Annotated in this window: 14 protein-coding genes; 3 read left to right on the top strand and 11 right to left on the bottom strand. The window is 39.7% G+C overall.

What is annotated here, in order from left to right; all coding sequences use genetic code 11:
• Positions 1-11: 11 nt before the first annotated feature.
• The gene (locus tag QZ995_RS19460) at positions 12-140 is read right to left on the bottom strand and encodes a hypothetical protein (RefSeq protein WP_301810186.1); all 129 of its coding nucleotides are present in this window, start codon (positions 138-140) and stop codon (positions 12-14) included.
• 188 nt (positions 141-328) lie between these two features.
• Here QZ995_RS19460 and QZ995_RS19455 point away from each other — a divergent pair, with 188 nt between their 5' ends.
• Positions 329-850, top strand: coding sequence for a type 1 glutamine amidotransferase domain-containing protein (locus QZ995_RS19455; RefSeq protein ID WP_301810184.1), 522 nt, complete (start codon positions 329-331; stop codon positions 848-850).
• A gap of 176 nt (positions 851-1,026) precedes the next feature.
• Here the strand turns inward: QZ995_RS19455 and QZ995_RS19450 are convergent, their stop codons facing one another.
• The 10 genes from QZ995_RS19450 to QZ995_RS19405 form a co-directional block, all read right to left on the bottom strand.
• A complete protein-coding gene (locus QZ995_RS19450; RefSeq protein ID WP_301810182.1) occupies positions 1,027-2,661 on the bottom strand; it encodes a putative polysaccharide biosynthesis protein in 1,635 nt (544 codons plus the stop codon).
• 114 nt (positions 2,662-2,775) lie between these two features.
• Positions 2,776-4,146 carry a YjiH family protein gene (locus tag QZ995_RS19445; RefSeq protein ID WP_301810181.1) on the bottom strand — a complete coding sequence of 457 codons (1,371 nt, stop codon included), beginning with the start codon at positions 4,144-4,146 and terminating at the stop codon, positions 2,776-2,778.
• A gap of 100 nt (positions 4,147-4,246) precedes the next feature.
• Entirely contained in the window at positions 4,247-5,056 is an 810-nt protein-coding gene (locus QZ995_RS19440) for an alpha/beta fold hydrolase (RefSeq protein WP_301810178.1), read from the bottom strand.
• Between the two features lie 181 nt (positions 5,057-5,237).
• Positions 5,238-6,932 carry a M4 family metallopeptidase gene (locus tag QZ995_RS19435; RefSeq protein ID WP_301810176.1) on the bottom strand — a complete coding sequence of 565 codons (1,695 nt, stop codon included), beginning with the start codon at positions 6,930-6,932 and terminating at the stop codon, positions 5,238-5,240.
• 293 nt (positions 6,933-7,225) lie between these two features.
• On the bottom strand, positions 7,226-9,079 hold the full coding sequence (locus QZ995_RS19430) for a bifunctional metallophosphatase/5'-nucleotidase (protein WP_301810175.1): 1,854 nt from the start codon (positions 9,077-9,079) through the stop codon (positions 7,226-7,228).
• 107 nt (positions 9,080-9,186) lie between these two features.
• Positions 9,187-9,546 (bottom strand): hypothetical protein, encoded by a 360-nt coding sequence (locus QZ995_RS19425; RefSeq protein WP_301810174.1) that lies wholly within the window; start codon positions 9,544-9,546, stop codon positions 9,187-9,189.
• Positions 9,547-9,739: 193 nt separating this feature from the next.
• A complete protein-coding gene (locus tag QZ995_RS19420; protein WP_301810172.1) occupies positions 9,740-10,435 on the bottom strand; it encodes a hypothetical protein in 696 nt (231 codons plus the stop codon).
• Between the two features lie 252 nt (positions 10,436-10,687).
• On the bottom strand, positions 10,688-12,520 hold the full coding sequence (locus QZ995_RS19415) for an EAL domain-containing protein (RefSeq protein WP_301810170.1): 1,833 nt from the start codon (positions 12,518-12,520) through the stop codon (positions 10,688-10,690).
• Between the two features lie 214 nt (positions 12,521-12,734).
• Positions 12,735-14,168, bottom strand: coding sequence for a copper amine oxidase (locus QZ995_RS19410; protein ID WP_301810168.1), 1,434 nt, complete (start codon positions 14,166-14,168; stop codon positions 12,735-12,737).
• Positions 14,169-14,422: 254 nt separating this feature from the next.
• The gene (locus tag QZ995_RS19405) at positions 14,423-18,019 is read right to left on the bottom strand and encodes a CheR family methyltransferase (RefSeq protein ID WP_301810165.1); all 3,597 of its coding nucleotides are present in this window, start codon (positions 18,017-18,019) and stop codon (positions 14,423-14,425) included.
• Between the two features lie 575 nt (positions 18,020-18,594).
• Between QZ995_RS19405 and QZ995_RS19400 the strand changes: the two genes are divergently transcribed.
• Together QZ995_RS19400 and QZ995_RS19395 are read left to right on the top strand one after the other, a co-directional pair.
• Positions 18,595-20,085 carry a hypothetical protein gene (locus QZ995_RS19400; protein ID WP_301810164.1) on the top strand — a complete coding sequence of 497 codons (1,491 nt, stop codon included), beginning with the start codon at positions 18,595-18,597 and terminating at the stop codon, positions 20,083-20,085.
• Positions 20,086-20,363: 278 nt separating this feature from the next.
• Positions 20,364-22,334, top strand: a complete 1,971-nt coding sequence (locus tag QZ995_RS19395) for a beta-lactamase family protein (protein ID WP_301810163.1) — start codon at positions 20,364-20,366, stop codon at positions 22,332-22,334.
• The last annotated feature ends 79 nt before the right edge of the window (positions 22,335-22,413 follow it).

Below are 22,413 nucleotides of genomic sequence, written 5' to 3'. Positions count from 1 at the left end.
AAAATGTTTATTTATTGCTCAGGATGTTTCTTTTTCTGTTCTTCCCTTCTCTGGTCACTTGTTATGATAAAAAAGGCTCCAACTGCAAAAATCACACATCCTAGTAAAACCACATCCACAATAAATTCCGTGTAAAGCATTTTGTCATCCTTTCTTTTATCACAAGCTAATGCTCTCCTTCTCCTGATTTATACGACTTGTTTAATCAAATTAGAACGAGTTATTCTTGATAAGAAGAAAGGCTAGAGCACATTAAAACGAGTCGCAGCGACCAGAAACGGTTACAATAGGAAACGAACATGATTAAGGAAATACAAGGAGGGCAATCATGCGCTTACAGGGTAAACAAGTAGTATGTTATGTGGAAGATGAATTTGAAGACTTAGAACTATGGTATCCCGTTTATCGATTACGTGAAGAAGGTGCTACCGTTCATTTAGTAGGACCAGAAGCGAATAAAAAATATATAGGTAAATACGGTGTTCCTTGCACCTCTGATAAATCAATCTCCGAAGTGAAGGCATCAGACTATGATGCTGTACTCGTGCCAGGAGGCTGGGCGCCAGATAAATTGCGTCGTTATCCAGAGATCATTTCCTTCATTCAGCAAATGGATCAGGCCAAAAAGCCAATTGGTCACATTTGCCATGCAGGATGGGTATTAATCTCAGCCAAAATTCTCAAGGGTGTAAAGACGACTTCTACGCCAGGAATTAAGGACGATATTGAAAATGCCGGAGCCATTTGGGTTGACGAAGAGGTAGTTGTGGATGGACACATCGTAGGGTCTCGTCGCCCGCCGGACCTGCCTGCTTATGCCAAAGCATTTGCTGATCTATTAGCAAAATAGCGGGGGGCCTATCTATAACATCTACTAAAACGTGCAAGCGGAAATAGGATACGACTCCTATCTCCGCTTTTTTAAGGACTGCGGGAAGCTTCCTCTCGAAGTGCCCACAAAAAAACCAGCAAGGAACGGGGTCTTTTGCTGGTTTTCTATTCATCTAGCTTTTTGCTAGTTCCTACTTATTTCTCTAGCAATCTCATCTTCTGCAACAACGCCAAAATCTTACCCGACTTAGGTAAAAATTGAATATCATCTCTTGTAATTCCGCCAAATTTGATCAGTGAAATTCCATAGACAAGAACTCCTAATCCTACAGAAGCAAGAGATACGATCGTATACAGCAAACGTCCCTTACCGATTGCGGCAGGCAATACCACCATAAGTCCAAAGGCAACAACGGCAACAATGATCCCCATCATGACTACAGCCAGCACCGATCGACCGTATTTCTGCTTATCCTGCTGAGTCACCTGTGTTAATCTTCCAATAGCGCGCAGGTTTAAAATCGTTGAGACTAAATAAGCAAGCACCGTGCCGATCGCTGCCCCTGCAATGCCAAGAAGAGGCAATAAAATCAAGTTAGCTACAAATTTTACAAGGACCCCAATTAATAAGTACTTAGGCGGCAAATTCACCTTTCCCATCCCTTGCAGGATACCTGAAGAAACGATACCAAGCGTCGAGAAAAGAATAGCAAACGCATTGACGGCAAGCGCCAGCGTTCCATTTTCATCGCCAAACAGCATAATATTAATTGGTTTTGCTAAGATAGCCAAGCCTATTGTAGCAGCCGCTCCTAAGAGAAAGGTCAGCCGAATTGCTGTTTGTGTGCGATAGTGGATAAGATCGTCCTGTTTCCTCACAATGGCTTCACTTATTGATGGAACAATGGCAAGTGATAGAGACGTAGCAAAGAATGTTCCAAACTGCAATAAGGGCTGAGAGCGATCAAAGGCACCTTTTAATAAGATAGCCGTCTCATTATCCATTCCGGTGTACACCAGCATATTAATGATTGTAAAGCTATCAGCAAGTGGTATTAACGGTAATACCAATGAAGCTAAACAGATCGGGATCGCATACATGATAATCCGTTTAAAAACCGCTCCATCTGATAAGCTTACCGCCTGATCTCCTGCTTGATCTGGGAGAGTCAGTATTTCACGTTTTTGTTTTCGATAAAAATAGCCTAATACCAACAGCGCAATAATGGCTCCTGGGGTTGCTGCAAACACGGCAATTGTACCGGCAAAGTAAGGGTCATCATAGAGCTTCATCACAATATAGGCCCCCACAATGATAATAATGACCCGGAAGAATTGCTCTGTCACCTGAGATACAGCCGTTGGTAGCATGTTTTGGTGACCTTGGAAATATCCGCGTGTGTTAGCTATTAGTGGCACCAATACCAACGAAATTGAAATTGCTCGAAGCGGATTGGTCAAATTAGGGTCGCCGATCAAACTCGCAATCATTGGCGCAGTGATAAAGGTTAGTAAAAAGAAAATAACCCCTAAAATCCCCAAAGTAATTGATGAAATTCGAAAGATTTGTTGCACACTCTTGCTATCTCCTACTGCATAACGATCTGCAATCATTTTGGAGATGGCTAGAGGGAAGCCCGCTGTAGCCAATGCAATTAGAGTGGTGTAGAGCGGATACACGGTACCGTACACATGCATACCGATGTCTCCTGTAATGTTTTGATAAGGAATTTTATAGGCAGCACCTAAAATCTTTGAAATCAACCCTGCAATCGCCAGAATCGCTGCTGCCTTTATAAAATGATTGGCTCCTTTGGCCGTATTGTTCATATGCTTTATCCTTTCTATCTAAATAGCAAGTCTATTTGGTATTATATCAAATTCTCAACAAGGAGCAGTAAAAAAGCGATGATTCTTATGGAATCATCGCTAACTTATCATAATTTAAAACAACAAATGTGCTATACCAGCAATAATCGGTAGTGTAATTAAGGTTCGTAATAGAAAAATCAGGAGAAGATCTTTGATTGTAACAGGCAATCTGGAACCTAGTAACAAACCACCTACCTCAGACATATAGATCAGTTGAGTGACTGAAATGCAAGCAATAACAAATCTAGTCAGCTCACTCTCAATACCACTGGCAAGTACCGTTGGCAGGAACATATCAGCAAAACCAGCAACTAATGTCTGCGAAGCTGCTTGCGCTTCAGGTATTTGCAATAACTCGAGCAAAGGAGTAAATGGTAAACCTAGCCATGCGAAAATAGGGGTTTGATCCGCAATGATCAGCGCAATGGTTCCGACAGCCATAATGATTGGAGTAACACCTAGCCACAAATCCAATACATTATGTGAGCCTTCTCTTAAAAAAGCAAAAAAGCTGTTATTTTGTTCAGCTCGCGTTACAGCTAGTCTCAATCCCTTTCGTACTAACGATTGTTCTTGTTCCTCATCCTCTTTATGCGCAACTACCCCTTCATGATACGTATCGGCTTTACGAGACAATGGCGGTATGCGAGGCATAATAATAGCCGCAACCAGTCCTGCAAAAGTAACGGTCAGATAAAACGGTACAAACATATGCGCAAGATTTACTTGAGATAACACAACAAAGCAAAACGTAATCGATACCGCTGAAAATGTTGTACTAATAACTGCAGCCTCACGTTTTGTATAAAATCCCTGCTCATATTGCTTGCTAGTCAGCAATACTCCGATTGTCCCGTCCCCCAGCCAAGAAGTAATGCAATTGACAGAGGACCGTCCGGGCAGCTTGAATAAAGGTCTCATTACTTTTAAACATAGCGTACCGCAAAATTCTAATAGCCCAAAATTCATTAAAAGAGGCATGAATAGGCCAGCGAATAAAAACACGGTAGCTAGTAACGGCAACAATTTATATAAAAGCATACCACCAGTGCTTTCAGACCAAATCCATTCTGGGCCTATTTGAAATAATGTACAAATAGCCAAAAGCATTCCAACTACTCGGATCACGAGCCAAAATGGAGAAACTCGGCATAAGGTCGTCCAAAAAGAGGTTTTCGTAGTCAAAGCCGCTGGACGAAAGAGCTTGGCCAATAAGCTCAAAAGCGCGGTCATACTAATAAAAATAGTTACTAGCTGTGGTAAAATAAACGCAAATTGCTCCTGTAATAATTGGGACAATAATGCGATTGGAATCGTAACCTGTCCATCAATAGAAACCGGGGTAATAAATAATAACACCCCGATGATGGAAGGTATTAAAAAGCGCATAAGCTGCTTAGATGTAGTTATATGAAAATAAGTTTCTTTTTTAACTGTCTGCATGGCTCTCCTCAAAAGTTTGTCATATTGCATACAAACAAATAATTATTCAACGATATACATCTTAATACATTCGCTCACGCTACTCAACCTATAAAAAATGTTAGGACTCTAAAAAAGACAAAAATCTTTGTTGAAAAAGAGCTAATTCCTCATAAAATATCCCGTGCCCGCTCTGCTCAAATGGAAACAATTGCGATCCGTATATCCCTTGATGCATCACCAAAGCAAATTCATACGGGCATACCTGATCATGCTTTCCATGAAAAATTCCCGTAGGTACATGTACCTTGGCTAAGTCAGAACGTAAATCCTCATCTCGTAACGACATAGCTGTCATGGCTGTAGCATGGTTAGAAGCTGCCATTCCAAGCCCCCAAAACCATAAACGAAGCTCGTCACTGACTGGTTGGTAGAAAAATATGTTTCCAAAATCACGCATCATAGCCGGCCGATCTGTGTACGTGTTATAAATTAATTCGTCTACTTGCCGTTTTGTCATTCCATAGGGATAATTTTTTCGTTGTACAAAAGATGGTGCTGCTGCTGCTAACAAAGCCAGCTTTCCCACCCGATATCCTTTATGTCGAGCCATATAGCGAATGGAAATTGCTCCTCCCATCGAATGTCCAACCAACGTAACATTTTCCAAACAAAGCGCATCCATTATGACGCGAATATCATCTGCTAGTCGATCATAACAGTATCCTTGCCAAGGACGATCCGAGTCGCCAAACCCGCGCAAATCTATCCCTACACAACGGTATCCATAGTTTGGTAGCCAGGTGGTCTGATACTCATACATCTGATGGTTAACTGGCCATCCATGAATAAATACCACTGTTTTGTCGCCCTCTGGGTACAAATCCTCTGCGTAAATATGCACACCCTCTTCTACCTCTATGCAAGCCATACCGTCCCCTCCCCTTTTGTTATATCATTCATTTGTATGTCATGTTTAAAGAGTTAAGAAGAAGGACAGCTTTATTCCCTCCAAAACTTTTCATCTGGCTCGTCACATTCAAAAAACCTCGACCAGATATTCTCGGTCGAGGTTTTTTGAATCTGTCGTTTCATAGAAAGGAAATAATGGCTTAGTTGATACCAACCGCTTTGTAAGCATCTTTTACTGCTTGTACTTCAGCGGAATCAGCACCGTATAGATCCGTTGCTGCATTGATTGCTGCTTGACGCATTTGAGCAAAGTTAGAGGTTGACGTTAGATAAACAGTTAATGCACGATAGTAAATTTTTTCAGTTGCTTCGCGTCCTACTCCTTCAACCGTTACTCCATAATGAGTGCCACCTTCAGAAATCAGGTAGGCTGCTTTGTTATTGATACCGCTATTGATGTGAACGCCACCGTTATCTTTAGTGCCTGTATATTTTTTGCTCATATGGTCAGGGTGATTATATTTAGCTGGATCAGATAGCGAGCGCAGTGCATCCCCAGGAATATCAGGAGTGTAAATATCTTCACCGATTTCCCAATCATCACGATCTACCATTGCACCAAAAATGTCTGAAATAGATTCATTTAATGCACCTGACTCATTTCTATAAATCAAGCCCGCTGTTCTTTCTGTTACAGCATGAGTTAATTCATGAGCAATTACATCAAGACCGCCAGACAAACTGATGAATTTTGTGCCGTCTCCATCGCCATACACCATCTCAGATCCATCCCAGAAGGCATTGTTATAGTTCGTAGAGTAATGAACGATAGAATTTAGCTTGGCGCCAGCATTATCAAAGCTATCACGATTAAACGTGTTTTTATAGTAGTCGTACACTTTTCCCGCATAAGCATGAGCATCGACTGCGGCTGGATCGTCGAATTTGTTATTTGTACTTGTTACTGGGTACATATAAGTGGTGCCATTACGCGCCGTATACGTTTCGACCCCTTTACCGCGAGTTGTATCCTTCAAAGAATAGGTCCCATTAGCATATGTGGTTGGGAATGTTTTCGTATCACCTAAAACCCCTTTACCTGTGCCTAATTCTTTTGGATCAGCTGAACCAGCTTCATCTGCTTGTCCATCCAAGGATTGAACGTCAGCAGTTGAATCTACTGCTTCTCCAACTTTGATATTAGACTTATGCGCCTTTGTCACATGCTCCATAATGTTATATTTGTCTAAGACTTTTCCATTATGAGCATCGATTGCATAGAACCAACGGCCTGGTTCTGGTTCAAGGAAGGCAACTTCTGTTATATAAGCCAAAGAAACCTTGTTCTCCTGAGGATAGATATATAAATCTGCCTCTGGGTCAACGCTAAATTCTGATACTTCCCCTACCTCCTTCTTCAAATCTTTTTTGATAGCTTTAATCGCATCTTTTTCTTTTAATTTAGGCTTTGTTTTTACTTTTTTCAGAGACTCTGTAGGAACTACTTGTCCAAAGAAGGAGGTTACATCCCCGTCCTCATTCAAATGCACAGTCTGATCTGAACCGTACACTGGAACCCCTTTATATACCTCACGTAGACGGTAATGAGTTGTGTCAGTTTCTTCATCCTCTATTTCGTTTAGCAATTCAAACTGATTCTCTACCTCGCCTTGTACTTTAAGTACATCACTCTTGTCGGATAAATATTTCCAAACAATCTCCTGTTTTTTGGCTTTCTTAGGTGCTTTCCATTTCTCACTCATGTAAGAAGGCGTTTCCCAGTCGCTATTATACATAACATTACTTTTTGCGAATGCTGGAAGTCCGCCTCCCAATAAGCTTGACCCTAACAAAATAGTAGCAATAATACTAGATGAGACCTGATGTTTTTTCAAAATAATTCCTCCATTCCCAATAAGATTTTGAGTACATCCTCATTTTTAAGTATTTCGAAAATATTGTCAACTTATTTTTTACATTTTTCATCATTTTTTTATTTTGTTCTTTATATACAAACATAAAGTAACAGTATGAATATTAATCTATAAATGTGATGAATAATTCAAAAATAGACAAACCTAGTCACATTGGATAAAAATAACTATTACTGGATTTAATGAACATCAAAAAAAGCAACTCTCCAGTCTGATGACCGGAAAGTTGCCCCTTTTCACATTTTTTCGCTTTACTATTTTACTTCAACGATGCGACCTTCAACTTTAGGTGCAATCACCTTGCGCTCTTTGAATGCATCCTCCATGATGCTGTAAAGAGTGAACCCTGTATCAAATGCTGGTTTTTTCAGTGTTGAGTATCCGTCGCCGCCAGTTGCGATGAAATCATTTGTTGCGATACGATATGTTTTCTTCAGGTCGATTGGTTTACCTGCTACCTTAACTTCCACAAGGCGTTGACCTGCAGGTTTTGTCGGATTATAGGAGAAGGACATGCCGCTGATGTGTGGGAAACGACCTGCACCTTTCTCTACTTCACTTACACCGACTTCCATTGCTTTAACGATCTCATCCCCCGTTGCCTCGATAATTACGAGTGTGTTCGGGAACGGTAGCAATGTGTACAAATCTTTCTTGGTGATATCACCTGCTGGCAATTGGGTACGGATTCCTCCGCCATTTGTAATGGCGATATCCGCTTCATGTCCTTTGATGGACTGTGTTTTTTCACGCATAACATCCGCAATTAAGTTACCGATGTTTGTTTCTTGTTTGCGTACCAATTCACGATCACCGTCAAGAGGTACTTCAGCTTTTGCAATTACCTCTTTCATAGCATTATCTACTTTATTTACGACGTCTTTTACCAGTTTCTCTACTTCTGGATCGGGTTTTACATTTTTATCATATTCAACTAAGCCGCCGCTGAAGCCTACGAGCTTGTTCTTGTAGTAGAACAGATCAGCACGCCCTAATGATTTACCGTATTCCCAGTCCTGAACGATGTAGGTGCCATTTACTTTTTCAGGTTGTCGTAATGGTGTATGAGAATGGCCACCTACGATAAGATCAATACCATCAACTGCTTTTGCTACTTCACGGTCGACATCAATACCAATGTGAGAAACAACAACAATATGGTCTACTTCCTTCTTCAACTCAGGCACCATTTTCTTGGCAACTTCTACTGGTGATTTGAAAGTTAATCCCTTTACATTGTCAGGGTGAGTCAGGATTGGCGTATCTTCAGCTACAAAGCCAAGGAAAGCAAATTTTTTGCCATTAATTTCCGTTTTGTATACCGGAACTAAAAGATTAGTGCCATCCTCTTTGACTACATTGGCATTAATGACTGGGTATTTCAATTGATCGCGCAATTTCAACAGTTGCTTATAACCAAAGTCAAATTCATGGTTACCTGCTGCCATCGTATTATAATTTAAGTAATTAAGGATCGGAAGAACAGACTCACCCTTAAACTGGTTTACAAATATTGTTCCTTGGAATGTATCACCGGCATCCAGCAATAAGAAGTTTTTATTTTCTTCGCGCCATTCCTTAATTAGATTAGACATTTTGGCATAACCAAACTCTTTTCCGCTTTCATTTTCGTCGATGTGACCATGTACGTCATTTGTATGAGCAATCGTTACATGAGTTGTAATGGCATCACCTAATGCTTGTAGGAAATCCCCGCGATTAAGCGTAGCTTTTTTGTCTACTTTCAAGTCATAGCCTAGTTTTTTGGCAATTGCGATCGCTTTGTCAGAAGAAACATTTACTGCCGGTGTTTTTACTTCTGCTGCTGTTAATGCACCTTGCTTTTCCAACCATTGCAAAGCAGGAGTAGCCCAATGTGCTTTACCTTGCGCCGCTCCCAAGGTAACACCTTTTACTTTTGTCATGGTTACTGCTACTTCCGCCAATGTAATATTTCTGTCCAAGGACAAATCAGAGATAATCTTTTGTTCCTTCATCCAGTTTGCATGTGTAACTGGTTGAAGAGGTGTTGCAAAAGCGCTTGTTGCGAATAAAGAAGTAGCTAGTAAGCCTGTTAAGAGGGAATATCCAGTAATACTCTTTTTCATGTATTGAGTCTCCTCCCAAAAATAAATATTATGTCGTAGCTATTATACCAAGTTTTTTTGCTTCCCCCTATCTTTTTGTCGCAAAATTGGTAATGTAAGCGAATATTTCAGTGTTTTTCCGTACGTTTATGTAAAGACTCAATCATATCTTCCATTTTTTCTTGAATCTGTCTTTTTATTCGTGCGAAGGGAATTCTCATTAAACGATTTTTTCCCCTATGCTTCCATAGTACAAATGTCTCCCCGCGATCCTCTTCTATGGCAAGCATTCTTACATCTATTTTTCGTAGATCTTTCGCAACGGCCTTTTCCATCCCATAGGCTACTTCGCAAAAGAAGGTGAGCAAATGCCCATACGCCATCCCAAGTTTTAAAGAAGAATTGATTAGTAGCTCTGTATCCCGTTTTAAATACTTTCCTGCCTCTTTCCAAATCACATAAGTAAAAATTTGTTCTTGAATTTCCATTTATTATCACCTATCATTAAATAAGATCATACGTTCCTATATTATGAAGGATAGAGGTATTTTCATGCAACAAAAAACCAATACGATCGAAATCCACAGGTCTCAATTGTATTGGTCATATATCCAATCTTTTGTTCTTTCTTCATATCGGTTGGCGTTTTGAGACTTAGTTCCGGCTATGGGTTTATTGCGATTATTCCTTTACCATAATTGTTTTCAACATAGCCCAGATTTTCGGAAAAATAACAGCATTTTCTGTTTCGTTAGGAGCAAATACCGTAAACTTGAACCATCTGTTATCTATTTTTGCAACGATAATTTCTTTATGATCGTTTTTCGTATCCACCCCAAGATGAAGAGCTGTTTTTTGCAAAAAAGGATCTGTTTCCTGCTCTTTTTTCAGATTCTGTACATTTCCTAAATCACTTAATTCAACTTCCATTAGCTTCTTTTGAGCAGCTAGATCTACCTTATCCGGTATTTGTTCAATCCGGACAGCATACCGGTCATTCTTCTCATAGAAGAGCATATCCTTCCCCGGCTCTTCGCCAGTAGCTTTAAAGTCAGGTAAATAATATAGGAAATACCCTAAGTGACTCTCAAAAAGCTGCGCCTGCTCACTCACTTTTTTACCTTCTATTGTGTAAGTCAATTCCTTGGTTTGAGCTGGCGGTTGGCCCTTACTACTAGCTGGATTGTTTGGTTGAGGTATCTGTTTAATATGATCTTTGTTTTCTTCCAAAACAGTAGCTGTCTCACCTGAATTGACTATTTGGCCTGATTTTTCAGAGTCAGGAGTAGCTTGAACACCATTACCGCAACCGGTCAATAATATTGCAATGATAGGTAAGACGATCATTCGTTTGCGCAGTCGATCATAATGTACCATATTACACTCCCCCTTGTTCAGAAATCATCGTTCGCCTAATCGTTAAGCTAGGTAAAATGGTTTCGTTCCACTCAAAAGCTGTACTGCCTCTCTACTACTATATGAATTCAGGGGAGAGAGTATTCATAGTTTTAAGAAAAAGTTGAGAGAATAGGGTACATTTCTTTGCTTTGCATAAAAGAAAAAGACCGAGCAAGTAGCCTATTGCCCAGTCTTTGTCCTTTTTAAAGCTATTTTGAAAATCAAGGAGGGTTATCTTTCATTCATTCTATTTAATAGCACGAGATTTTGACGTAGTAAGGCTTTCACTTTGTCAGAAGAAACAGGCTCTTGAAACAAATAGCCCTGATATTCATCACAGCGGTGCTTGCTTAAATAATCTAGTTCTTCCTGAGTTTCGACTCCTTTTGCCAATACCGTCCAATTAAGGTTTTGAGCTAATGCAATCACAGATAAAACCACGGCCTGATTTTTATCCTCATACGGCAACTCATAGATAAAGCGGCGATCGATATTAATTCGGTCAATTGGCAAATGAATCAACTGATGCAAACTATGCAAATCACTGCCAAATTGCTCAAGGCATACTTGTACACCCAGCTCCTTTAACTGATGTACAAGCTCATATCCTCGATTGTTATGTAATAGCATACTCACAGTCAGCTCAAGCTCTACATATTCTGCCTGCAATCCTGTTTCTTTTATAATGGCAGCAATCGTATCAATAAAGTCATGCTTCCAAATTTGACTATTCGCCAGATTAATCGAAATTCGTACTGGAGGATATCCCTGCTGTTGCCATTCTACTGCCTGTTTACAAGCAGTACGTAATACCCATTCACCGATAGGGATAATCAGTCCTGTCTGTTCTGCTAACGGTAGAAATTCATCAGGCACAATCAAGCCTTTCATCGGATGTTCCCACCGTATCAAAGCTTCCATCGCTACAATGCGTTGTGTCTGTATGGAAGCCTTTGGCTGATAATATAACCGCAGCTCATGATTTTCCATCGCCCGTTGTAATTCGCTGGCTACATGTAATCGTTCAAAATCTATATCATTCATTATGGGAGAAAAAAGTTTATAATGGCTGCCATTTCGGCTTTTTGCGTGGAACATTGCAGTATCTGCTTGTTTAATAAGAGCTTGTAAATCTTGACCATCATCTGGAAAATGAGCAATCCCCATACTCGCTGTTAGATGCACTTCATAACCTTTAATCAAGCAAGGCTGTTCAATGGCTTGAATAATTTTATCTGAGATAAGGAAAAGCTCATCCTGCATAATGCCAGGTAATAATAAAATAAATTCATCTCCGTCTAACCGCGATACTGTATCACACTCACGTACACAGGATTTTAAACGGTTCGCCACCGTAATCAGTGCTAAATCGCCAAATTGATGACCTAAAGAATGATTAATTCCTTGAAGGCTATTTATATCTAAAAACAGTACAGCTAGTTTTTCAAGTGGTTTTGGACTTTTCGTCGTTTGCAGCGCTTCTTGAAATCTAATTTCTAGCAAACGTCGATTAGGTAAGTCGGTTAGGACGTCGTAATACGCCATATGGTAAAGCTGTTCCTCCCCCTTTTTTCGATCAGTATAATCACGTATCATGAGAATGCCTCCTAGGACACGTTTTCTCCTGATCAACGGCAGGAATGTTATATTCACATGTAAGGAACGATGGGTATTTTCAACTAAAGTAACATTAGCATTCAGGGTTTCACCTTGGAACAATCGGTGTAAATACTTTCGTAAAGCGGGTATTTCTTCTTGGCCTACATAGTCCATAAATGTTCTGCTTGAACATCCAGCTCCTGTAGAATCTTCACCGATCAATTTTCTCCAGGCAGGATTTACTTCTAAAATCTCTCTATTCGTGTTAAGAAGCAGGCAAGCATCACTATTTGTTTCCCAAAACATTTGGCTACGATTCGCTTTTTTCCAAATCGTTCTTTTCTCGATGTCTAAATTCCCCTGTTTGCGTAACAGTCCGACGGTCCCTACAATAAGCAGGGTTACCCCCATCCCGACAAAAAAAGAGAGGATGAGCGAATTCATCATTTCTGAAACGTCGTTCATTGCAACTTCTCCTTCTGTCGTAACCTTCATTTTTTCTCCATCCATCCTGCTTTCCACAATACCCCATCTTCTCTCAATATAAAAGGGTCGGAGTGACTATGATTTAAAAATGTTACTAGGCTTTTCCCCTTCTTTGTTACTAGTACCGTTCCCTATGGTTTAAGCATAAAAAAGCCTGAAGCAATGCCTCAGGTTGTCAAGATCATCTGCTTTTCTAAGCATCCCTTTTCCAAGCAATCTGTATCCAGCTTGGTAGGTAGCTTCCGTAATAGCCACTGGAAAGTGTTACGCCTTTAAGAAGCTCATGTTCTTTTCCCGTACTGAGATCTTTTACAAATAACGAACCGTTAGCGGGAGTTTGCAAGCGAACATATGCTACCTGACGACCTGTTGGTGCCAAAGAATAGGAACTGTCCGCTGTTGCTGATGAGCCAGCAGTAATAGCTTTGGCCTTATCTGCCTGATCTAGTTGCCAGATGCGTTGACCTGGTACTAAGGGACGATTCTCCATTTGGGTTGGCCACGGGGCTTCCTGTCCACGTAAAAATAGAAGCGGAGCATCTGCTTTTGAACCAAACGCGGGCAAGGAATCCACTTTATCCGTTTGACCTTTGTTATACACCTGTTTATTTAGCGTCTCCCATACTCTCAAATTTTTCCCATAGGTAGCCATACGATCTACTCCATTTATAAAGGCAAGCCGAGTGCTATCTTTGGACCAGGTCAGCCACTCTGGATAGGCTAAACCCACACCTATTTGAAAGGTTTTTTGTGAGTGAATTTGTAACACTTTAATGGGGACTCCATCTGCTGATAACGACGGAGAATTAGGTTTTTCAAAATAGGCAAGAAAGGCACCATTCGGCGACCACACTAATCCAGTGGCGTCACGGGCATAAATTCCTTCAGCAATCGTAGAAGTCATTTGTCGGTATAGTGTTCGTGAAGTACCATCTAAGAAAACCTGGTTAATATGTAGATTTTCAGTTTTAGTTTGTGGGAAAGATACTGCAAGACTTTTTCCATCTGGATACCAGGAGTAATCAGATACCTCATTTACCTCATTTTGTTTAAAAATAGTCTGTACCCTCTCTATACCCTTTGAAGTAATACGAGCAACTATTCCTTCTTCATTTGTATTCTCTTTTGCTTGATAAACCAGCATATTTTCCGTAGGCGACCATTTAGGAGTACCTGTAATTTCTCTTTGGTCTACCTGATATTTCTTGCTGCCATCTGCCTTCGAAACCCATAAATACCACGGACCTGAATAGCTCTTTGGATCGGGACTTTGTAAATATGCAATCCACTCATTATTAGCTGACCAATCGGCAATCTGCACCTTGCCATCTGTCGCTATAGGGATCGGCTGGCTCCCCTGCTTGGATGCATCCCACAACAAGACCGTATTTTCATTTTGCAAGGCAGCATAAAAAGGAAAGGTTTGCGCAGACACTCTGGTAGGAACTGCATCAGATGTCTGTTGATCAGCTATTTGCTTTTTTGAGGATTGTATTGTTTCTTTGTTTGCAAATGTGCTTGACTGAAGTCCGCTTGCTTCTGCAGTAATTCCTCCAAGGCTGACACTTGCCGGCAGTAAATAGCCTGCAAGCAACAAAACCCATATGCATTTTCCTCTTTTCTGCATTCTTTTGTCTCCTTTCGTTATTATTTTTAAAAAAACTTATTCTTTTTCATTTATACCATTATTTTACTTTATATCACAATTTATTATCCTACATTTAAGTTCTGGATTTTTCAACCAACATTTTCCACATTTATTTCAGTTAGTCACTTTCTACTCACGAATAATGAAGCAGATGCAATGAATGATGAATGTAAATCCCCCCTTTTTTCGGAGATTATGGCGAATGAAGGGGGGCTATGCACTGAGCTTTATTGTTATATCGAAACGGTTGGCAAAATAATTCGGACTGTCGTTCCCTTACCTAGTTCGCTTTCAATCTGTATTTCGCCATTATGGTTTTCAATAATTTTGTAGCTAACCATTAAGCCTAGTCCAGTTCCTTTTTCCTTGGTGGTAAAGAATGGCTCGCCAACTCTTGCTAGCTTATCCTGAGGAATTCCCTTTCCTTGATCTGTAATCTCTATAGCAATTTTCCCTGATGCCTTTTTGCGAACATGCACGTCAACACTTCCACCAGTCGGCATAGACTCAATGGCGTTTTTTAACACGTTAATTAATACCTGCTTTAGCTGATTTTCCACACAATGAATCTTCGGTAAAGGCGTTGGAATTACTGGGATAATATTTACTTGGTTCATCAATGCATGTGTTTCGATTAGCATTAATACATCATTGAGAATGATTCCAATATCCTCTGTCTGGAAGCTAAGGGCATGTGGCTTCGATAATAATAGCAATTCCGTAATAATTAACTCAATGCGATCAAACTCGCCCATCATAATCTGGAAATACTTCTCGTTCCCCTGCCCATCTGCCATCATTAACTGTATGAATCCCTTTAGCGCTGTTAATGGATTGCGAATCTCATGAGCAATCCCGGCAGCCAGTTGACCAACGGCAGATAGCATTTCGGATTTACGTAACAACTCTTCCGCTTTTTTCTGTTGGGTAATATCCTCACTAATTTTAAGGAAATGAATGATTTCCCCTTCTTCATTTTTAATGGGCAAGAATGCTGTTCGTTCCCAAAAAGCCTCATCATTCTTTCGTTTGCTTTGCAATTCACCATACCAATTTCTCCCCTTGGTTAGGGTCTGGATTATTTCCTCTTGAATGTTTTCCTCATACTCCTCATGATTTTCAATAAGATTAAGCTTTTGACCGATCACTTCTTCTCCTGTGTAGCCTGTCTTTTCGGTAAAAGATGGATTAATATACTGAATTTCACCGTCAAGGCCTGTAATAATAATGCTATTGGGTATTTGATGAATCGCATAGGAGAGCTTCTGTAGCTCTTTGTTTGCCATTTTCAATTCCGTAATATCTACAAACGTAATGACTACACCCTTAATATCATTATCCTGTGTCCGATAGGGCAAAATCTCCATGCTATACCATTGGCCATTTACGCTTTGAATTTCTTTTTCCAACGGCATTACGCTATGTAAGACGTGCTCAGCATCTTCTACCAAATTGTTATACTTCAATTGGTGCGTTATATGACTAATCGGACGATTAATATCCATGTCCATTAGATTAATAAGGGTGGTTACTGCTGGGGTAAATCGGCGTACGCACATATCTCTGTCCAAAAATATCGTCCCGATTTTCGTGCTTAGCAGAAAATTATCTATGTCATTATTTAAATCAAGTAATTCTTGTATTTTGGCTTGATGTTCAGCGTTAACGGTAATTAATTCTTCGTTAATCGATTGGAGTTCTTCATTAGTGGATTGGAGTTCCTCATTTGCAGCAATTAATTCTTCATTGGTAGATTGTAGCTCTTCATTCGAGGTTTCTAGTTCTTCGATAGTTGCCTGTAGACTTTCCTGCGCATATTGTAATTCCAGCTCCAGCTCGCGAATTCGTTGTGTGGTCGTACTTTGAACATGAAAGCTCTGTTGCGCATCTTCCGGATATTTATCAGGTTTTGCTTCGTCTTTAAAGGTAATCATCATATATTGCCCGTTATATTTATGGGGAGCAAAATTATTAATGCTAAGTGTTATGAATTCAGAAACGTCAGCCTCCTCTTTTACTTTTACATTGGTAAAGGTAATCTCTTTATTTTCCTTCCTGACTTTATGAATAGCTGAGCCAATTGCTACTGATAAGGATGGCGAAACTAGCTTAAAAATATTGAGTGTAATTTTGCCGCGCGGTAAGGTTAGATACTTATTAACAGGACCTGAAGTATGAACGATATCATAGTTTCTATCAACAATCACACATGCCGGCAAATATTCCTCTATGATCGTAGCATATATATCGTCCAGCTTATTTGTTTTCGAAATCATTTCTCTTTCCCCTATTTTCACCGGGCGGGTCTGTAGAACTGGACGTCCGCTTTCTTTATCAATGCGGATAGTATGGCTGTGAGTGTTTTGATCCGATTTCCGAATGGTGAAAATATTCCATTTACGATTGAGAGGAGCATATAAATTGGCCAGCTTTCCGATACTTTCACTTGGTCCTAAAAATAAATATCCCTTAGGATGCAAAGAAAAATGAAACAAGCTCAGTACCCTTTTCTGCAGATCTGGTTGAAAATAAATCATCATGTTTCGGCACGTGATAAAATCCATATTGACAAAAGGAGGGTCTTTTATAATATTATGTGGGGCAAAAACGATCATTCTCCGGATATTTTTAATAATGTGATAGGCATCACCCTGTTTCTCGAAATACCGATCTAACAACTCTTTCGAAATATCCTTCTCAATAGAGGCGGGGTAAATACCCTGAGCAGCGTAGTTTATTGCTTCTTTGTCTAAATCGGTAGCAAAGATTCGAACGTCTAGTGTGATTTCCTTTTTACATAAATATTCATCAAACAGCATAGCAAGGGAATAGGCCTCTTCTCCCGTGGAGCATCCCGCTACCCAAATACGCACATGCTGCTCACCATTTGCTTGTTTGTTTTCGATTATTTTGGGGATTACATTTGCTTTTACGATGTTAAACGCTTCTTGATCTCGAAAGAAATGAGTGACATTAATCAGCATGTCTTTTTGTAAGGCTCCCTGCTCCTCTTGTGTTTCTTCTAAATACTGAAGGTACTCTTCTAAGGATTGCTTGTTATTTATTTTCATTCGTCGTTCAATTCGCCGGATGATACCATCACGTTTATATCCAGTAAAGTCAACTCCGTTATCCCTTGTAAGAAGGGTGAGTACGTCTTTCACCCGATCCTTTGCAATCGTTTTCTCCTCTTCCACTTCACCAAGGACATAGCGTTTTACATACTGTACTAGATACTCTCCTAATTGAAAAGGAGCACAGATAAAATCTACTACTCCAGTAGAGAGCGCACTTCTTGGCATACCATCAAACTTGGCCGATTCGCTATCCTGTACCATAACCATTCCTCCATATTCCTGGATAGCCTTTATTCCATTGGAACCATCTGTCCCGGTTCCCGAAAGAATGATGGCGATAGCATGTTGTTTTTTCTCAGCAGCCAAGGATGCCAAAAAGGCATCTATAGGTAAATGAATCCCAGATATTTCAGGATACGTTGTTAAAGAGAAATGACCATTGATAAGTTGAATATAGTTATTAGGTGGATTTAAATAGATGAAGTTGGGCTCGATTTTCATACCATCGGTCACTTGCTTTATCCGAAGAGATGTGTGTTTTTCCAACAATTCAGCCATAAAGCTTTTATAATGTGGTGATAAATGTTGGACAATAACATATGCCATGTTTGATGTCTCTGGTAAATGATCAAAGAATTCTTGTAACGCCTCTAGTCCCCCAGCAGATGCACCAATCCCTACTACTACAAATTCTTCTGTATTCTGCTTGTTCGGTTCATTTCTTTGGATAGAATCTTCTTCTCGATTGGACATCTAAAATCACCTTTCCTTGCAAAAATACTGTGACAAACGTTTTTCCAGCAACTATTTCCTAATGAATAGATGGGAAAAAGCGCAGTCGAGCCTAAAAACGAGGGAGACACTTCCAAAGTTTTTTCATAAAAATTACCAAAATACACTACTACAAGTTTAGCAGAACATCTAAAAACATAATATATTGTTTTCAAATTATGACATGCGAAATACCCTTCCTATCGGCGGAGGAAGGACGAGATTCGTTCAAAAAATAGCAATGAATTTTTGTATATGATCTATTGACTATACCCAAATATTACCATATACTACATAAACAAACACTAATTTACTGTATATTTGTAATGTTTGTTATATATTCTCTAAGAAAGGAGAATTACTCACAAAAAAAAGGAGTAAAAGTAACATTTTATCCTGCTATGTAAGAACTAGAAGCTGTCACTATCCTTTATTGATCTATCATCTAAAATGGTTTGTAAGAAATCGTACACTGTTAGACAGGGACACCTTCTTAGAGTGCTCTTCTTTATGGAATTGATTTTTAATCTATCGAAAAATAAAAAGGAGGTCATTTCGTGCAATACTGCCAACTATTCGAAAAATATCAAGAGATTCGTTCTCTTACTCAAGATTATGAAGCATGGATGAATTCCTCAATTGGTGGAGACCTGTGGATTGATGGCTTGGAAGTTTTTTTGACGATAGAGCCTGCTGATTTTGAGTCTACCTTTAAACAATTTGTTGAAAATTATACATACGATTCACATTCTTTTATTCGATGTTTAACTTCCCTACACCAATTCACTGTTGATTGCGCTAAAGAAAGTGAATTTGAATTATACAAAGCACTCGCTTTGGGGATGACCTGGCTGTCTTTCTATCCTCATTATCAGAGTGATTTTTTTAATCTTTCTGGTCGTATTACCAATCATTCGATTGCATTGCTGCTAAGCCCTACTTATCAGGCAATGTGGATTACAAGTTACAACGAAGGACTTACTCTGTACATTGCAGACAAAGCCAACTCCCATCTCTCTCTTTTCCGGCCTGAGAATGGATTGATTTATCAGAATCATCAATATTTTATCCGAACGAACTACGTCAATTTTCCTTATCAAAGCTATTTTCATGAAATGGCTCACATTCTGTTTTGTTATAACCTGTACGCGCACGTCCTAGCTGACGAAAATGAAAAAAATAACTATCTTTCCTACGTGGAAGAGGGGATTGTTACTCTTGAAAAAATGGTTCTTTCCGAATTGGTTGCTGTCAGAGATAACCTACATGTGATTCATGATGGATTTAATGGTTCCAGTTCCCCCGAATTCAGAGAATATAGCCCTAGTGTAATACATGGAGATATTTCCTCGATATCCGCCAGCTCTCTAAAATGGTTCACCAAGGCTTACATGCAAGTAGGAACAGAAAATAGTTACACACCAAATAACTCAAGCTCTGCTAACCAACTAATAGTTGCTAGTCAACCGGTTGCAGAAGAAAAAACGTTTTCTCTCGCACCCCCTTGCCAGCCGCATATTGAAAATATCAAGCAGCACTGTCGATGGACAATTCGAAATGGGGCATATAATCATATTTCAGCCTATCGAGAAGTCATTGAATTAATGGCACCAGATTTGAATGATTTTGCAAAAGTACAAAAAGCTCTGCATCCTAGCACATATAGCGCCTCACAGATATCCAAAGAATCTTTACCAGAGCCAGATTCACACCAGCGAGAACAGAAAAAACAACTATGGCGATGGCGAGAAGCATATGCTCGTTTGGCTGAAATTCGCGGGTATATCGAAATGGAAGCCCCCCTCACAGATGCGATACCAGACATTCAACGTCGATTACTGATCGTTGCGAAACGAAATGCTCATTATTTGAATACGTATTCCCCAAAGGATAAATTATCGAAAAACCACACAGGTGAAATTATGTCTGTAGAAAATATGCTTAAAGAAATTCGCATTATTCTGTGTGGATTACGCCATACAGCTACTCGGGAATTGTTGCTATCCATGTTTGACGAGCCATTTATGCCCGTGTTAGAAACAAGCTAATATTTTTTAAAAAACGATAATTATTTATGTGAAAGGACTTTTTCTCTTCCTACCGAAAAAGTTCTTTTACATATTATTGGTAAATAATGTTCGTATTTTTAATTATTCCCTGTTTTTTATATAAAAGGACGATCCAATCAGGCAAGACTTCCATTATGATTCGATACTTGAGAGTGATCGCACTTTTAGGCGGGTTGAATTCCTATGTATATAACAAAATTGATCGAACGGAGAGATGCATGATGGTTAAGCAGCACAGCAGGAAATGGAGTATATTCATGTTTATAGTAATCTTGACCGTATCCATTCTTTTTCCTACGCCTTATACCTATGGTTCACCTGTAAAAGAGCCTCCTCTGGGCCCAACAGACCCTAAAGAAGTAGAAGAATTTGCAGATCAGTTCTTTAATCAATCACATATTAAAAATCAGTTGGCGGGAGCTGTTTTTGTTATCGTCCGAGATGGCAGGATATTGCTGAATAAAGGGTACGGTTATTCTGATGTAGAAAAAAAAATAGCTGTCAATCCAAACCAGACCGTTTTCCCGATAGCTTCTATTTCTAAAGTTTTTACATCTACAGGAATTATGCAGTTAGCAGAACAAGGAACGCTCGATTTAGATGAGGATATTCAGACCTATCTTAGGGACATAACGCTAAACAATAAAACCAATGGCAAACTAACAATGAAGCACCTATTAACCAACACAGCAGGCTTTGATTTTACAGATAAGCTGGAATCTATCCATCACCGTAGCATCCCGCCGATCTCGCTGGATAAATACGTGAAAGAGAATATGCCTAGCATTGTCCGTAAACCAGGAGAAGCATTCCGCTACGATAACTTTGGCTTTAATCTTCAAGGATACATTCTGGAGAAGTTGTCCGGTAAATCCTTCAACCGTTACATGACCGAAAATATTTTTAAACCTTTAAAAATGGAAAATAGCAGCTTCTTACTTACACCTCAATTAAAAGCTAATTTAGCAACTGGATACAATTCTAGCAATCAACCATTTCCTGTTTTTCTGTCCAATCCAATTGAACAGCCTGAAGGAGGAATGGTTTCAACTGGACATGACATGGCCCATTTTATGATGGCTCATCTCAATAAAGGTTCGTTTGAGGGTAGAACAATCCTGAAACAGGATACAGCTCAAAATATGCATACTATTCACTATTCCGTTCATCCTAAGGTTCCAAATATGGCATACGGGTTTGAAACATACTACCATTCCAGTCACAATAATCAATTTGTGATAGGCAAAGGTGGAGATATACCCGGGTTCCATTCTTGGATGTGGCTGTTGCCAGAGCATAAGGTTGGTGGGTTTATTATTTTCAATAAAGATAAGGAGTTTCGCGAGGAGTTATTTAAAGCTTTCATGAATCGCTATTACCCTATACCTAAGAAAGAACAGACTTATATGACATCCTCTCCCCAACAATTGAAACGCTTTGAGGGTACCTACCGGGATTTGCGGATAAACCCTTGGATCACTAAAATTACAGCAACCTCACAGGGACAGCTAGTAGCAGAAGATCCGATGGGGAAAAATATTCTTCGCCAGATTGATCCATTGCTGTTCAAGGACGAAAAAGGCATCTTTTTAGCCTTTAAAGAATCCGCTGATGGCAGCATAGGCTATTTGCAATATCGTAATATGGTCAGTATGGCTCAAAAAATTTCTCCCTCTAAGCATTTTGCCGATGTTCCTCAGTCACACCCATATGCTGCATATATCAATGGCGTTCAAGACTTTGGCGTGCTGCGAGGAGATTCGAATCATGCCTTCCATCCTTTAGCACCTATTACAAGAGCCGAATTTGCAGGTGATTTAGTGCGGCTTATTGGGGTTCGTGCCTCTACTAATCCCGTGACATTTACAGACTCTAAAAAGAGTCCATACGTAAAAGAAATTCAAGCTCTTGTAGAAGCAGATGCCTTAAAAGGAACCTCTACCGATAAATTTGAACCCAATCGTCCTATTACAAGGCAAGAAGCGGCCGTTATTGTATTTGAGGTGTCCAAATCATTACTGAATGCTCAGCCTGTTAATGTTAACCTTAAAGGCGCTACCGATCCTTGGGCCAATCAGGCCGTTCAATATGTGGTATTTCATGGTCTATACGGACCAGAGGTTATTTCCTCCAAAAGCTTGATTGACTATAAGGCTAAGGAACCTCTACTTCGCCAAGAAGCAGCTGCCCTCCTATATAACTATGCACGGCATATTTTCAAAAAATAAGTAATTTTTATAATGTATGAAATAAACATAAGTTTGATTGTATTGATTGAGGTAAGGTTATCAAAAAAGGCCGTTTCCG

Source organism: Brevibacillus laterosporus, assembly GCF_030489605.1.
Lineage (GTDB): Bacteria > Bacillota > Bacilli > Brevibacillales > Brevibacillaceae > Brevibacillus_B > Brevibacillus_B laterosporus_E.
This window is presented reverse-complemented; position numbering and strand designations above follow the sequence as displayed.

Bases quoted from the DNA above. Each gene is read 5' to 3' on its own strand.
- QZ995_RS19460 (WP_301810186.1), bottom strand. From the start codon at position 140: ATGCTTTACACGGAATTTATTGTGGATGTGGTTTTACTAGGATGTGTG.
- QZ995_RS19455 (WP_301810184.1), top strand. From the start codon at position 329: ATGCGCTTACAGGGTAAACAAGTAGTATGTTATGTGGAAGATGAATTT.
- QZ995_RS19450 (WP_301810182.1), bottom strand. From the start codon at position 2,661: ATGAACAATACGGCCAAAGGAGCCAATCATTTTATAAAGGCAGCAGCG.
- QZ995_RS19445 (WP_301810181.1), bottom strand. From the start codon at position 4,146: ATGCAGACAGTTAAAAAAGAAACTTATTTTCATATAACTACATCTAAG.
- QZ995_RS19440 (WP_301810178.1), bottom strand. From the start codon at position 5,056: ATGGCTTGCATAGAGGTAGAAGAGGGTGTGCATATTTACGCAGAGGAT.
- QZ995_RS19430 (WP_301810175.1), bottom strand. From the start codon at position 9,079: ATGAAAAAGAGTATTACTGGATATTCCCTCTTAACAGGCTTACTAGCT.
- QZ995_RS19425 (WP_301810174.1), bottom strand. From the start codon at position 9,546: ATGGAAATTCAAGAACAAATTTTTACTTATGTGATTTGGAAAGAGGCA.
- QZ995_RS19420 (WP_301810172.1), bottom strand. From the start codon at position 10,435: ATGGTACATTATGATCGACTGCGCAAACGAATGATCGTCTTACCTATC.
- QZ995_RS19415 (WP_301810170.1), bottom strand. From the start codon at position 12,520: ATGAACGACGTTTCAGAAATGATGAATTCGCTCATCCTCTCTTTTTTT.
- QZ995_RS19410 (WP_301810168.1), bottom strand. From the start codon at position 14,168: ATGCAGAAAAGAGGAAAATGCATATGGGTTTTGTTGCTTGCAGGCTAT.
- QZ995_RS19405 (WP_301810165.1), bottom strand. From the start codon at position 18,019: ATGTCCAATCGAGAAGAAGATTCTATCCAAAGAAATGAACCGAACAAG.
- QZ995_RS19395 (WP_301810163.1), top strand. From the start codon at position 20,364: ATGTTTATAGTAATCTTGACCGTATCCATTCTTTTTCCTACGCCTTAT.